Source organism: Enterococcus florum, from assembly GCF_004309355.1.
Classification (GTDB): Bacteria; Bacillota; Bacilli; order Lactobacillales; family Enterococcaceae; genus Enterococcus_A; species Enterococcus_A florum.
Genome location: NZ_BJCC01000013.1, coordinates 37,555 through 51,515 on the forward strand (window position 1 = coordinate 37,555; position 13,961 = coordinate 51,515).

The following is a 13,961-nucleotide window of genomic DNA, read 5'->3' on the forward strand; positions in this document are numbered from 1 at the left end:
TCGATTCGATGATCAAGTCAGATCCCTTTTACCATCCATCTCCCTTGATCCACCCTATCATGATAGCATTCTCGCGTAGAATTGAAAACTATTGTCTTCCTCCAGGAAAAGACAGATAGACGAAGGTGCTTTATAATAGAAAGAGTAGATTATAAAAGGGGGCATTGTATGATCGAACTAACAGACGATATTTTAGCAAAGGTCATCAAAAAAAGACCAGAGGAATCTCACAAAGGGACCTTTGGCCGAGCTGTTCTGATTGGGGGAAATTATCAATACGGCGGAGCGATCATCATGAGCGCAGAGGCCTGTATCCATAGCGGTGCTGGCTTGACGACCGTTGTGACGACGGAAAAAAATCATCACCCGCTGCATGCGCGTTTACCGGAAGCTATGGTCTTGAATTTTTCTGATTGGGAGTTGTTATATGAGGTTGTTCGTGCAGCAGATGTTGTTTTGATCGGTCCAGGTCTTGGATTGGATGCGACTGTCCTGGCTGTATTAAAAGGCGTCTTGGCTGAACAGCAAAAGGACCAGTGGCTAGTCATCGACGGTTCCGCGATCACATTAGTTGCCAAACACCAATTATCCTTAAAATACCCAAAGCAAGTGATCTTCACACCCCACCAAATGGAATGGAAGCGACTGAGCGGTTTGACCATCGAAGAACAGACGACAGAAAACAATCAAGCCATGCAAGAGAAACTAGGTGCAACAATTATTCTAAAAAAACACCGCACCGAGATTTACAACGGCCAAACAGTTTATAAAAATACCGTAGGCAATGCAGGGATGGCAACTGGGGGTACAGGCGACACTCTAGCAGGAATGATAGCTGGGTTTGCAGCGCAATTTGAAAACACCAGTGACGCTGTCGCTGCTGCAGTCTACCTGCACAGCAAAATCGGTGATGATCTGGCTGAAGAGAATTATGTCGTTTTGCCTACGAAGGTCAGTCAGGCTTTGCCTGGTTATATGAAAAAATACAACAGGAAAGGAAGTTGATGGATGGAACACTATGCAGGCTATGTCAGAAAACCTTTTTATTACGAAACAGATAAGATGGGAATCATCCATCATTCCAATTACATTCGCTGGTTTGAAGAGGCACGGGTTGATTTGTTGGACTTTCTAGATTATTCCTTCGATAAGATCGAAGCAGACGGCATCATCGTTCCCGTACTTGGAGTCAGTGCTGCTTATAAAGAAATGGTCCGATTTGGCGATGAGGTTTTGATTCGGCCGTTCATCAATAAATACACCAGCACCCGCCTTCATTTTGACTACGTCATTACCAATCAAGCAACAGGCAAGATCGTCACCACTGGAACTAGCGAACATTGCTTTATGTCCAGCGAAACCAAGCGTCTGGTTCATTTGAAAAAGCAGCATCCAGAATTGCATGCACTTTTTCAAGCGTATGATGCTTTGGATCAGGAAATGAGAAACTAACCTTTCGTGAACAGAGCGGGACTCCCCCTAGTGGACAAGTCCCGCTCCTTTTTTATGTGTGATTATTGAGACAATGTAACCGTCGTATCAACTTTGACTGTGATGCGTCCATTTTTGATCACGTAAGCCCGTTCAGGAATGTCGATGATCGCATTGGCTTTGACTTTGGTGTCCAGCAGAACCATGTCTGCTTTTTTACCGACTGCCAACCCGTAATCCTGCAGATTCAAGGCCTTCGCCGGATTTTCCGTGATCATTGGCAAGACGGTTGGCAGATCGTCAGCTCCACCTAAATGTCCAACTGGAATCGCCAGCATCGCGATCTGCATCAGGTCGCCATTGCCATATGGAGTAAAGGCATTTCGAATGTTGTTTGTAGCCAGACAAACATTTACGCCTGCATCCCGTAGTTTGCGAATCGGTGTCACAGCACGGCGGACATTGCATTCATCCCCACGAGCACCCAAATGGAGATCGGTCGCCGGCAGAGGCATCACATTGATTTTGGCTTTTGCCATCTGCGAAATCACTCGATCCAATCGTTCCTTCGGCATTGCATGCAAGGCCGTTAAGTGACCGACCGAAACCCGACCTTCATAGCCTTCTTGGATCGTTTTTTTACACAAGTATTCGATAGATGTGTCATCCGCTTCATCCGCGAAATCTTGATGCAGATCAATATCTTTGTCATACTTTTTAGCAATCTCAAAAATCAGATCGATGTGGTCATTGGCAGGTGCGTCGTTGTAAGGAATGCCGCCAACGACATCGGCCCCCATATCCATTGCTTCATACATCATTTTTTCAGTTCCAGGCGCTTTAAAAATGCCCTCCTGCGGAAACGCCACGACCTGCATGTCGATGCGGTCTTTGTACTCCTCTTTGAGCTTCATGATCATGTTGAAGCCGGTAAAGCCTTGCGCCGGATCAAATTCGGAATGTGTCCGGACCGTCGTTGCCCCTCGGCGAATGATCATTTCCAGTGCTTGCTTGGCACGTTGGTACACATCTTCTTCTGTAAAGGTAGGCTTTAATTTTGCAGTAACCTCGATCGCTTCTTTTAGCGTCCCTGATTTGTTGGGCTCTCGATCAGCAATCAATGCTTTGTCTAAATGGATATGGCTTTCGACCAATCCCGGGATCAAGACTCTGCCAGCTGCCTCGATTACTTCTTTGGCATCTCCTTCAATAACAGGGGCAATCTGAGTGATTCGACCCTTTTCGACAGCTACATCCTGCAAGTCTTCTCCATCATTTAAACGTGCTTGTTTGATCAATAAATCCATCGTTTTCACTCCTCTTCATTTATATTAGCCGAAAATCAGTCCGATCCCCAGCAGCAAGACAGACGCCAGACTCAACCATTTCACGTTGCCTTTGACTACTTCCAAAATCGGAATCTGGAAACCTGAAGACAGCGCCTGCATCGTGATATTAACAAAGCTCATTTGGCTGCCTAAGCCAACACCCATCGTCACGAAGCCCAAAGCCAGCGGTGGAAAACCTAGTGAAACAGCAACTGGCAATACAAGGGTCAGCACTGAACCGACGTAAGCACCTGCTGGAACGCCAATCAATACACCCGTCAGAATAGCGACCGGCACCACAACAAATTCAGGCGCATTCTCGGCGATACCTGCGATCACTGCAAAGGTTCCCGTTTGCGCGATGACATTGATAAAAGCCAAGAAGATTCCTACCTGGAACAATCGAGTCAAAATATAGGTCGACCCATCGACCATCGCCTCCACCGACTGATTCATCGTGAAGTCTGTGCAAATAAACACCAGGGCCAATGTCAAAATCATATAAACCAATGGTGTGAAGAAAGCAAAACCAATCAGGTTGTTGACCACCGGACCAAAGATTACCGCAAACAATAAAAAGATAGCAGGTAAGGTCAGCTTGACCAATTGACCGGTTGATTTCTTGTCAAATTCATCGTCCTCCGATTCTTTGAAGCCGACATTGCGGCGCTTCGTTCCCCAGAAGGCCAAAATCACAGCCAGTACCACAAAAGCCAGCCAGTATGGACGCATCACAGTGACATATTCACTCACCTCAAATTTGCCGAGCTGGGAGACAATGCTGGATTCCAATGAAGCAGGCGATGTGGTGAAGGAGACCGCAGCCGCCAATGACATGCCAGCTATTAATTCAGGTACAACACCTACTGCCGCAAAGGCCAGCGGCGCAATCACCATTGCGCTCCCTCCACCGATCCCCGACATGTAGGTAGCCGCAGCCAGCAGGATCACGATAAACGCGGAGACAAATTCCACTTTTCCTTTGGTTCCGCGTTTGGCTAAAGTCAGCGCGGCCGAGTAGCTGCCGGCTTTAAACACGGCCATGGCTACTGCGGAGTTAATGATCGGAACCGTAATGCTCAGCATTGAGGGGATCGTTTCCAGCAGCTGCGCATTGGCGTCCATTAAGCTTACCCCACCAATCAGCATAGCTAATACGCCGGCTATCAAACCAGCAATGATCATATCTACCTTCATAAAAAGCAAAACCAATACGACAATCAATGGAACAATAACTAAAACAGCTTTAAATCCGGTAGGTGCGGTCACACTATCTAGTGCCTCAGCCGCATGGGCGTTGATTCCCGTGGTAATTCCAATAAACAACAGCATTAAAAATAATACAATTCTTCGCTTCATGACGATACTCCTTGTCGATTATTTTTATTACAACTTTCTCGTGTTACTTGAATATGTCTTTCCTGATTCATTTGAGCAGCATCCTTGATAAGACAATCAGAAAGATGCTCCCTTTACTTCCTCCTTCCTTTGCAACGTTGGCAGCCCTTACCACTACAAGACAGACATATAGTTATTTTTTCTTGATTTTCAGCCGTTTTGCCCTCCAAAAATCCTCTCATCACTAGTATTTTATCGGTTGTTGAATCCGTTTTCATTAGACGTTGTTCTAAATTTATCTTGATTTTTTTATCCATAAAGGGCAAAAGCAATAATTTGATGAAATTATGCTTGTTTGTTGTCTTATCAAAAAAGCCCCTCTTAGGATCAAACCATAAGAGGAGCTAGTGTCTATTCAATTTTACTGCTAGTAAAATGGATGCTAAAATCGCCCGTCATTGACTTGAACCAAAAGCTAGATCATAGGCTCAATATTCACTCGTTCTACAACGTATTTCCGCCATCCACACTGATCACTGAGCCGGTCATATAACTGGAATCCTCGGAAGCCATCAGAGAGACCATGCCAACGATCTCGCTGGTATCGCCCATTTTGGCTGGTCCTAACAAGGCGACAGATGGTTTTGGCTGCTGGTATTGATGCTCCTGCATGAACATGCCTACCTTCATGGTCATTGGTGTAATGAAGCCGCCTGGACAAAGACAGTTCACCCGCACATCGTAACGGGCATATTCCATCGCCGCCACCTTGCTCATGCCGACTACCCCATGTTTGGTCGCAGAATACACGCCAAAACCGGTTTCTGGCCGAATCCCTGAAGAAGAGCCGGTGTTTAGGATGTGGCCGAAGCGCTGTTCCTTCATGACTTTCAGCACATGCTTCATGCCAAAGAAGCAAGCCTTAAAATTCGAGTGCAGCACATAGTCCATGTCATCTTCGGTCAGCTCATCAAAATCCCTTGGCATATGAAGTACGCCCTGGTTATTAAAGAAGAAATCGATCTTGCCGTATTTGTCCATGGTGAAGGCGACCAGCTTCTTGACCTCGGCTTCTTTCCCCATATCTGTCAAGACGAAATCAACATCCTCATGGACCTCTCGGCATAAGCCCAGGGTAGTTTCGCCCTCTGCCTCGTTCCAGTCGGCTAGAACCAAGGCAAACCCATCCTCTGCCAGACGAACTGCACTGGCTCTTCCTATGCCGGTTGCAGCTCCACTGACGATTGCAATTTTTCTCTCCATCTTTCTTTTTCTCCCTTCCTTTATGAAATACTTCTGGCTAATTCTGCTCCTTCGGCAGTTGCTTCTAATGCGCGTCGTGGCTGAAGGGCATCACCAATCACATAATAAGGCAGCCCATTTGCTTCACAATACTGTTCGATTGCCTTGAAATCCCGGCTTTGCGAGCCGATCGCTACGACTACATGGTCACATGAAAGCACACGTTCTTCTCCGTCCTTCAACACTTGAACGCCTTCATCTGTAATGCGAATGCAGGTCGTCTCCGTCATGGTCGTTACCTTGTCGATGTACAGCTGCTCCATCACCGTGATTTTTCGTGTCGATCCTAGATCCTTCCCCACGGCATCGGTCATCTCGATCACGGTAACATCTCCGCCAGTCTCAGCAACTGTTTCTGCGACCTCAAGTCCTACTAAACCGCCGCCAATCACGATCGTTTTGCCAGCCAACTGAGGTTTGTTTTGTAAAATATCGACATAATTATAGACATGTTCCTTTTCAATGCCCGGAATCTTCGGCATCAGCGGTTGTGCACCGACAGCGTTGATCACGATCTCTGGTCGAAGCTCTTTCAGCAAGGCTTCCGTGACAGGTGTGTCCAACCGAACGTTCACTCCGGCACGTTGGATCTGTTTGCCCTTCAATTCTGCTGCTTCACGCATCTCCTGCTTACGCGGTGCCATTCCAGCTAAAAGAAATTGTCCGCCCAAGCGGTCTGAGGCTTCACATAAAGTCACGTCAAAGCCGCGCTCCTGCAGGGTCATTGAGACTTCCATTCCCGCCATTCCGCCGCCGGCAACCACAATTTTTTTCGCATCGTTCGTCGGAACCAGCTGATAAGCCCGTTCTTTGCCGACTGCCGGATTGCGCAAACAGGTGATATGCGGAATATCCGCACGTTCGCAGGCATCGTAGCAGCCCTGATTGCAGCCAACACAGTACACGATATCCTCCAGTCGGCCCGCTTGCGCTTTGTTTAAGAAGTCTGGATCAGACAGCTGCGCCCGTCCGATGCCGATCAAATCGACTTTTCCTTCAGCTAAAATTTCTTCAGCTAAGTCTGGATAATTCACTCGACCAACGCCCATCGTGATGATGCCCGTCTCTTCTTTAATCCGTGCAGCGTTGTCGATGTTGAAGGCAAACGGAATGTCGATAGGGGGAACTTCGTATTTTAGGCCGCTGGTCATAATGTTCCCGCGAGAAACATCGGCAACATCGACCCCACAATCCTTTGCCCATTTGACAAACTGGATGACTTCCTCGATGGTCAGTCCATTTTCCAAATAATCGTCGTGGGCATCGATTCGCATAAACAACGGCATCGTATCTGGAATTGCCGAGCGAACAGCTTCGATTACTGCCAATGGAAAACGAGCGCGATTTTCCAGACTGCCGCCGTACTCATCGGTCCTCCGGTTGATCCCGCCAGAAAGGAACGAATGCAAAATGTAGTTGTGTCCTAAATGGATTTCGACACAGTCGAAATTGGCTTCAACAGCGCGGCGAGCAGCTTGCTTGTAGCAATCGATCAGCTCAACGATCAATTCTTTACTGGCGCCGGGAATCGTATACTCTGGTGACACTGGCAGGTCGCTGGCAACGATCACTTGTGATGTCGGGTCCGCCGCAACAGCAATACTGCCCTGCCATAATTGAACGCCGGCTTTTCCGCCGTGTGCATGGATGGCTTCAGTCAGTTCCCGCATCCCTGGAAGAAAGCGGTCTTCTGCTAGGGACAAGTAGTGGCTTGGGATCGATCCGGCATGGACCCCGGTCACCTCTACCATGTTCAGCCCCGAGCCGCCTTTCACTCGAGCAATGTGAAAATCGATCAGCTGCTGCGTCACTTGGTTGTCTTTTGGAAATTTGGTTCCCATGGCTGGCATGATGGCGCGATTTTTCAAGGTCAATTGGCGAATGGTGACGGGTGAAAAAAGCGTAGGAAACATTCTAACCCCTCCTCTTTGTGAATTGTTCAACAATATTTTCTCATAGAAAATCAGCAAATTCTGGACAAATTCGACAGAACTATTTTCAATTCATTAGACAATAAGTAAAAAAGCGTTCTCATTTATGGTATTCTTGCTTTAAAAGAGGAAGAAAGGATGAGGAAGATGACCAACTATGAGAAGATTCACACGTATTCATTGGCCGAATATCGCCAGCAGAATGTGCAGGCGATGGATTTTGACGTCAAGGAATGTCGACTTGCTCGTTCGGAAGAATTGCACGCCCATGATTCAATCGAGATGATCTACATTCAAAAAGGACAGGGTCTGTTAAAGGTCAATGACCGCCGCTATCCCTTTCAAGCCGGCTCACTGATCCGTTTGTTTTCTTTTCATATCCATGCTTTGGAAAAAATCGATGAGCCTGTCGACTACATCTACTGCCGCTTTCCACTTTCTGTGCTGATGTATGCCGATGTTGACCTGTCCAAACGCTATGCCAGCTATTATATTCTGGAGCATTTGTCTCCTCTCGTTACGATTCCTCTTCACAATCAAGCCGCCGTAGCTCAATCCTTTGCAACCATTCTGACGGAGCAGAAGCAGGCAGACCTGTATTGCGACCATATGATCATGGCTGAATTGACCAAACTGTCGCTGCATTTTGAACGAGTCGCGCAACGGGCGGAGACCCTTCAAAAAGAGCCTGCGCCTATTTGGCAGGCTCTGCACTATATGCACATGCATTTCAATCAGGAGTTGACTGCGAAAACCGTGGCGGAGACTTTCCAGTTGTCGGTCGCCCAGCTGAATCATCAGCTTTACCAAAAGACCGGCACCAATTTTATGGGTAATCTGCACGAAATCCGCATTCGCAATGCTTGTGCCATGATGCCTTTCACCGAATTGTCGATCGCTTATATTCAGCGCTATGTCGGCTATCGGTCGGCCGCTACCTTTTACCGCGTTTTTAAAAAGCTGAAGGGAACCACTCCTGAGGTGTATCGCAAAGGAGACTATCTGCCGGAGACGGCGATCATTGAAAAGGCGGACACTGTTTGGAAAATCATTTTGTTCGTGGCGGATCATTTTAAGGAAGGAATCACGATCGAGGACGTGGCGCAGCAGCTTTATTTAAGTCCGCATACGATCAAACAAACGGTCCAAAAAAGCTTGTCGATCTCCTTTTCTGAGCTGCTTTTGAGTATTCGGATGGCTTATGCCTGTGCTTTGTTGAAGGCGACCGATTTGGAGGTGGCGTACATCGCCGCCTATGTCGGCTATGATTCCCTGCGCAGCTTCAATCGTCATTTTAAAGAGTACCTTGGTGTCACACCGCGAGAATACCGCTAAAAAAAGTGGATCCAAATGAGTGTTCATTCATTTGGATCCACTTTTTTATTTTCCTGGGTATTCGCCGACAAGAAACCCATATTGGACGATGTGTCCTTCCATGGCTGCCAGCAGATCGGCTTTCTTGGCAGAAGCCTCCAGATTCAGCTTTTGGTCCAACGCAAAGACATGATAGTTGTAGCGATGACTGCCAAATGGCGGTTTAGGTCCTCGATACCGGTGCTTGCCATAACCAATTCCTTGGACGGCACCAGACAAGGTCGATACCTTTTCCCCTTTTGGAATCGCTTCTGGAATGGTCTGCTGCGGCGGAATGTTCCAAATCAGCCAATGATTGTAGACCCCCATCAACGGATGATCGATATCGTCCATGATCACCGCTAAAGATACCACTCGACGATCCAGTTCAGACATGTTTAATTCCGGCGAGATATCCATTCCGTCCCCCGAATATTGCTCGGGAATCGCTTGATTTGGACCAAACGCTGGACTGGAAACCTTCAACGGAGTGTACGCTTCTTCAATTGCAATATCCGGTTGTTGTTTTATTCTTAAAAACAGGAAAATAACGGCTAAAACAGCGACGATTGCGCCAATGATCTTCAGCATCAGACTTCCTCCCTTAATGTACGACGTATCCTGCTTAATGACACAGGAGTGATTCCTACATAGGAGGCAATATGCGTATGACTGACTCGCTGATCGATGTCAGGGATCATGCGTTTGAGCGCGATGTAGCGTTCTGTCGCTGTTTGATTAATCAGAGCGGTCTCTCGGATCAATTTCAGCCGTAGCGTTTCCTCCAATAGACCGATATAGATCCAGGTCAGATTTGGTTCTTCGATCATCAGCTCTTGAATCTTCAAGTAATCAAAGCAAACCATAGTACACGGCTCTGCCGCTTCGAAATTGCACATCACCTGGCCGCCATAAACGATATTATGGGTCCCGAAAATTTTTCCCTCCTGCATGAAAAAATGAGTCAGATCGTTGCCGTGGCTGTCCAAATAAAATTTTCGAACCAAGCCCTCGATCAGGAAATACAGCTTGCTTCCCTGATCCCCCGAAGCCACGATCAGCTCGCCTGGCTGAACATTCACTTGGGTTCCTAACGCAGCGATACGTGCGATCGTTTCATCGGAAATCGGCGTTTTTTTGTATCGATCGATCATGGCGCGTATAGTTGCTTCAAATTCAGACATTGACTGCTCCCCTCTTACAAGTTTCTTTTATTGTAATGGTCTGCAGGTTATCTGTCATTAACATATGATAACAGCGTTCAATTTAGCGAATCAAATTCGTGCGTCGTCCAACACCGCATTCGCTTGGCCTTCCACCAGGTCGTCCAGGTATTTGGCAACTTCCTTAGAAATCGCTTTGGTCGAGGTCTGATAAAAAATACTTGGGGTATTGTTGACAGTGTAGTGCAGAATCGAATCGACCTCGTACAGAGAGTCGTCGTCTTCACTTGGCCGGCAGGTCTCGATAGCGCCATTGGTATCACTGCTGATGTCGATGATCAAGGCATGCGTCCGCATGGTTTTTAGATCCTGTTTTGTGATGATATGATCTTCTCGCTCCTTGTCCCATTTCACCGCATTGACAATCACATCAAAGCTGTCTAGTTCTTTTTGCAGCAAGCTTTCCTGTTTGCGGTTGTAGATCACTACTTCGGCTCCTAATTTTTCCAGCAGGCGAATCGCCCCTTGTGCCACATTGCCGCGGCCGATCACTGCCGCTTTTGTCTCTTCCGGCAACTTGCCGTACAAAAGATAAGCATGCATCACCGCTGCTTCGCCGGCAATGCGATTATTTTCCCAAAACGTATGACGATTGTCTTGGTACATCCGCTCCCAAGCGATCATTTCGATGCCTTTCTCATAAAGCGGTTCCAGCTTTCCTTGATTGGAGCTCGTGTGAATCCAACCAAACAACAGCTGCTCCGCTTTCAAAGAATCCAAATAATCAGCCTCCCCGATTTTCGGATCGCAAAGAATATCCTGCTGAAGGACCTCTTTCCGTTCTGCTACTCGACAGCCCATCGCTTCATAAGCGGCATCCTCTATGCCCATTACCTTGCCGTAGCCCTGTTCAAACACCAGTTGTTGCTTGTGTTTGATGCCTTCGATATCCGCAGGCAGCAAAGCTCGGCGCTTTTCATTCTCCTTGTGTCCGATGGGAAATCCGATCGTTCGTTTGTTCATGTTCTATTCCTCCTTGTGACGGTTGGCAGCTGCACCAAAAAAGCTGATTTGATCACTCGCAGCAAACCAGCAGCCTTTCGTTTTACTCTCAAAATAATTGTATCACGAAGGTTTTTTTTCTCTAAATTTAAACTCTAGCCGCCTGCTGTGTAAGCACTAAGAACCTCCAAACATTTTTTTGCGAAGCCAAGTGAATAAAATCAATAGTAGTATAATGCTAGAAGTGATGCCTGCCGTTTTTTCAAAATACTTTCTTTTGCGCCATGATAGATCGGCAGAGCCACTTCGATCTTAGGAATCTTGACTCGGCATCAGCCAATGCCTCCCCACCATTGAAATGAACAACAGTTTCCTTTCTTCCCGCGGTCTCTAGGTAAATGTCTCAGTTCTCAGTGATCCGCTTTTTCGATAGATCGATCTCCCCTGCACGGGTGCGCTTCAGAGAAAAGGAAGAATACTAAAAGCACTACGAAAAACCAATGCAGCTGAATCTTCCAACACAAAAAGACAGCCCTCCTGCGAAGACTGCCTGTGAAAAATACATTATTGATTTTTTTTCATCATGTAGAAGTATATCGGGATTCCCAATGCCGTAATCAGCAAGCCGACCATTGCAAGAGAGAATTGGTTGATCAAGGTCATGATCAAAATGAAGATGCCACCGACGATCGCGACCATTGGAATTATCGGATACAAAGGTACTTTGTATGGACGGTGAAGCTCGGGCTCTGTTTTCCGCAATTTGATCACCGCAATAAAGACCAGTGTGTAGAAGATCCAGATCACGAACACCAGCATGTCCGTCAATAGATCGAAGCCGCCGACCATCATCATCGCAATCGCAATCACAAGTTCCAAAATCCCTGCTACATATGGAACCGCATTTCTGTTTAATTTTGCCAATTGATTGGAAAAAGGCAGCTGGTTCTCAAGCCCCATCGTGTATGGCAAGCGCATCCCGGTCATAGTATAGCCGTTGATTGTGCCGTACACAGAAACTAAAATTCCGATGGTTACCAGTCTTCCACCCATACCACCGAAGATTCTGCCAGCGACTTCCATCGCCGCATTTTCATTGCCGGCTAACTCTGGCACGGTCATCGTCCGCAGGTACGCCCAGTTGACCAATAAATAGACCACCATAATCCCCAAGATCCCGCCAGCGATCGCCCGAGGCAAGTCTTTAGCCGGTTTTTTTAACTCTCCAGCCAAGTTTCCAACATGAATCCAGCCGTCATAAGCGAACATGGTTGCCAGCAAACCAGCACCCAACGCAGGGGCAAACCCGCCCACTCCCGGTCCTGCTTGGACAGGGATCAAGCTGACTTCCACTGTGCCTTGGCGCAGCAGGCCGAAAATAACGATCAAAGCTAAAGGAATCAGCTTGAAGACCAAGGTCACTGATTGGAACATCCCGCCAGCCTTCGAGCCTAAGAAGTTGATCAGCATGATCGATGCCGCTGCCACGATGGCAATCGGTACGATGGTTGCATCACTCAAGGCAAATAAATTTTTGAATTGAGTAGCAAAGATGATCGATAAAGCTGCTACGTTGGCCGGGAAATAAATGATAACCTGTGCCCAGCCCAATAAGAAACTAGGGAATTTGCCATAGGCGCGTTCAATATAGCGCAGCATCCCGCCTGTTTCAGGAATCGCGGCTGCCAATTCTGCTCCCGTTAAGCCGGCACAGACACTGATCAGTCCGCCTAGAAACCAAGACAGCATGTGCATACTGGTCGATCCGGTCACTGCTGCCACACTGGCTGCCTTGAAGAATACCCCTGCTCCGATCACAGTCCCCATTACGGTGGACAACGCAGGGAAAAAGCTCATCGTTCGTTTTAATTCGCCCTCTTGCGGTTTGGATGTTGCAACGACATCTTGTTGGTGTGTTGCCATAATTCTTCCTCCTCCTTGAAGCAATCCAACTCTTGGGAGATTGCTTGCTGATTTAAGTAAAAATAGCAAAAACAAAGAAATATTTTTTCAAAAACAATCTCCCATTTCCGAAAAATCATTCTAACATGAGCCGCAAGAAAAAGGAGTGATCCTGAATGAATAATCCCCTTTTTCTTAGCTGGCCTTCACGTTTTTCTAACGCTTATCTTGAAACGATTTTTTCCGCTTCAAATTTCTTTTCCAGACGCATCAGCATCTCATCTGTCATGCGTTCCAAGTCGTAGCTCGGTGTGAAATCCCACTCGTCACGTGCACATTGGCAATCAATCGCATTTGGCCAAGATTCAGCGATTCCCTGACGAACCGGATCTACGTCATACGTCATTTCAAATTCCGGAATCCGGCGTTTGATTGCTGCCGCGATTTCTTCTGGCGCAAAGGACATGGCGGTGATGTTGAAGGCATTGCGGTGAAGTAGACGGTCTGAATCCGCATTCATTAAATCAACGATGGCGTCGATTGCATCATCCATGTACATCATGTCCATATAAGTTCCTTCTGCGATAAAGGATTTGTAAGATTTGTTTCTCAACGCTTCGTAGAAAATGTCTACCGCATAGTCAGTTGTGCCGCCGCCAGGTTCGACTTTGTAAGAGATCAAACCTGGGAAACGAACTGAGCGAGTATCGACCCCATATTTATCGTGGTAGTAGTTTTCCAGTAATTCACCGGCAACCTTTGTGACTCCGTACATCGTCGTTGGATGCATCACCGTATCCTGCGGGGTAGTATCTGGCTCCGCATCAGGACCATAAGCCGCAATAGACGATGGCGCAAAGAACTTGATGCCTTCGCCCAATTCACGTGCAACCTCTAAGCCATTCATCAAGCCGCCCATGTTCAGCTGCCAAGCAAATGCCGGGCGCTGCTCCGCCGTAGCCGAAAGCAATGCTGCCAAGTGGATAATCGTATCAACATCATAGCGTTTAGCCATGTCTAGGAAGGCAGCGAAATCTTGCACATCCAAGGTTTCAAACTGACCGTTTTCCACGGTCGGGTTGTTGTCTGGTTTGCGAATATCTGTCGCAATCACGTTTTCGTTGCCTAAATCACGACGCAAACGTTCAGTCAATTCAGATCCAATTTGTCCTAATGCACCGGTGATCAATACTTTTTTCATATAAAAAACT

12 protein-coding genes are annotated in these 13,961 nt (G+C 47.2%); 3 read left to right on the forward strand and 9 right to left on the reverse strand.

All coding sequences use genetic code 11. The annotated features are described in order from the left end of the window. Positions 1-168: 168 nt before the first annotated feature. Together NRIC_RS08210 and NRIC_RS08215 are read left to right on the forward strand one after the other, a co-directional pair. The gene (locus tag NRIC_RS08210) at positions 169-1,005 is read left to right on the forward strand and encodes an NAD(P)H-hydrate dehydratase (RefSeq protein ID WP_146622215.1); all 837 of its coding nucleotides are present in this window, start codon (positions 169-171) and stop codon (positions 1,003-1,005) included. 3 nt (positions 1,006-1,008) lie between these two features. After that, positions 1,009-1,452 (forward strand): acyl-CoA thioesterase, encoded by a 444-nt coding sequence (locus tag NRIC_RS08215; protein WP_146622216.1) that lies wholly within the window; start codon positions 1,009-1,011, stop codon positions 1,450-1,452. Between the two features lie 62 nt (positions 1,453-1,514). On the opposite strand, the gene NRIC_RS08220 is transcribed toward NRIC_RS08215, so the two are convergent. The 4 genes from NRIC_RS08220 to baiCD all read right to left on the reverse strand — a co-directional run bounded on the left by NRIC_RS08220 (position 1,515) and on the right by baiCD (position 7,312). Further along, positions 1,515-2,738 (reverse strand): amidohydrolase family protein, encoded by a 1,224-nt coding sequence (locus tag NRIC_RS08220; RefSeq protein WP_175580027.1) that lies wholly within the window; start codon positions 2,736-2,738, stop codon positions 1,515-1,517. A 24-nt stretch (positions 2,739-2,762) separates the two neighbouring features. Next, a complete protein-coding gene (locus NRIC_RS08225) occupies positions 2,763-4,118 on the reverse strand; it encodes a citrate transporter (RefSeq protein WP_146622218.1) in 1,356 nt (451 codons plus the stop codon). Between the two features lie 483 nt (positions 4,119-4,601). Further along, positions 4,602-5,360 carry an SDR family NAD(P)-dependent oxidoreductase gene (locus tag NRIC_RS08230; RefSeq protein ID WP_146622219.1) on the reverse strand — a complete coding sequence of 253 codons (759 nt, stop codon included), beginning with the start codon at positions 5,358-5,360 and terminating at the stop codon, positions 4,602-4,604. 20 nt (positions 5,361-5,380) lie between these two features. Further along, positions 5,381-7,312, reverse strand: coding sequence for a bile acid Fe-S flavoenzyme BaiCD (gene baiCD, locus NRIC_RS08235; RefSeq protein ID WP_146622220.1), 1,932 nt, complete (start codon positions 7,310-7,312; stop codon positions 5,381-5,383). Positions 7,313-7,477: 165 nt separating this feature from the next. Between baiCD and NRIC_RS08240 the strand changes: the two genes are divergently transcribed. After that, positions 7,478-8,665: an AraC family transcriptional regulator gene (locus tag NRIC_RS08240; protein WP_175580028.1), complete on the forward strand. Its 1,188-nt coding sequence runs from the start codon at positions 7,478-7,480 to the stop codon at positions 8,663-8,665. Positions 8,666-8,710: 45 nt separating this feature from the next. Here the strand turns inward: NRIC_RS08240 and NRIC_RS08245 are convergent, their stop codons facing one another. The 5 genes from NRIC_RS08245 to NRIC_RS08265 form a co-directional block, all read right to left on the reverse strand. Continuing rightward, the gene (locus tag NRIC_RS08245) at positions 8,711-9,274 is read right to left on the reverse strand and encodes a YbhB/YbcL family Raf kinase inhibitor-like protein (RefSeq protein ID WP_146622222.1); all 564 of its coding nucleotides are present in this window, start codon (positions 9,272-9,274) and stop codon (positions 8,711-8,713) included. Beyond that, positions 9,274-9,867, reverse strand: a complete 594-nt coding sequence (locus tag NRIC_RS08250) for a Crp/Fnr family transcriptional regulator (protein ID WP_146622223.1) — start codon at positions 9,865-9,867, stop codon at positions 9,274-9,276. The genes NRIC_RS08245 and NRIC_RS08250 overlap by 1 nt, the downstream gene beginning before the upstream one ends. Positions 9,868-9,957: 90 nt before the next feature. Continuing rightward, on the reverse strand, positions 9,958-10,869 hold the full coding sequence (locus tag NRIC_RS08255) for a N(5)-(carboxyethyl)ornithine synthase (RefSeq protein ID WP_146622224.1): 912 nt from the start codon (positions 10,867-10,869) through the stop codon (positions 9,958-9,960). 543 nt (positions 10,870-11,412) lie between these two features. Next, the gene (locus NRIC_RS08260) at positions 11,413-12,771 is read right to left on the reverse strand and encodes an APC family permease (RefSeq protein ID WP_146622225.1); all 1,359 of its coding nucleotides are present in this window, start codon (positions 12,769-12,771) and stop codon (positions 11,413-11,415) included. Positions 12,772-12,973: 202 nt separating this feature from the next. Then, on the reverse strand, positions 12,974-13,951 hold the full coding sequence (locus tag NRIC_RS08265; protein ID WP_146622226.1) for an NAD-dependent epimerase/dehydratase family protein: 978 nt from the start codon (positions 13,949-13,951) through the stop codon (positions 12,974-12,976). Positions 13,952-13,961 lie beyond the last annotated feature (10 nt).

Coding starts and splice junctions, on each gene's coding strand:
- NRIC_RS08210 (WP_146622215.1), top strand. CDS start 169: ATGATCGAACTAACAGACGATATTTTAGCAAAGGTCATCAAAAAAAGA.
- NRIC_RS08215 (WP_146622216.1), top strand. CDS start 1,009: ATGGAACACTATGCAGGCTATGTCAGAAAACCTTTTTATTACGAAACA.
- NRIC_RS08220 (WP_175580027.1), bottom strand. CDS start 2,738: ATGGATTTATTGATCAAACAAGCACGTTTAAATGATGGAGAAGACTTG.
- NRIC_RS08225 (WP_146622218.1), bottom strand. CDS start 4,118: ATGAAGCGAAGAATTGTATTATTTTTAATGCTGTTGTTTATTGGAATT.
- NRIC_RS08230 (WP_146622219.1), bottom strand. CDS start 5,360: ATGGAGAGAAAAATTGCAATCGTCAGTGGAGCTGCAACCGGCATAGGA.
- baiCD (WP_146622220.1), bottom strand. CDS start 7,312: ATGTTTCCTACGCTTTTTTCACCCGTCACCATTCGCCAATTGACCTTG.
- NRIC_RS08240 (WP_175580028.1), top strand. CDS start 7,478: ATGACCAACTATGAGAAGATTCACACGTATTCATTGGCCGAATATCGC.
- NRIC_RS08245 (WP_146622222.1), bottom strand. CDS start 9,274: ATGCTGAAGATCATTGGCGCAATCGTCGCTGTTTTAGCCGTTATTTTC.
- NRIC_RS08250 (WP_146622223.1), bottom strand. CDS start 9,867: ATGTCTGAATTTGAAGCAACTATACGCGCCATGATCGATCGATACAAA.
- NRIC_RS08255 (WP_146622224.1), bottom strand. CDS start 10,869: ATGAACAAACGAACGATCGGATTTCCCATCGGACACAAGGAGAATGAA.
- NRIC_RS08260 (WP_146622225.1), bottom strand. CDS start 12,771: ATGGCAACACACCAACAAGATGTCGTTGCAACATCCAAACCGCAAGAG.
- NRIC_RS08265 (WP_146622226.1), bottom strand. CDS start 13,951: ATGAAAAAAGTATTGATCACCGGTGCATTAGGACAAATTGGATCTGAA.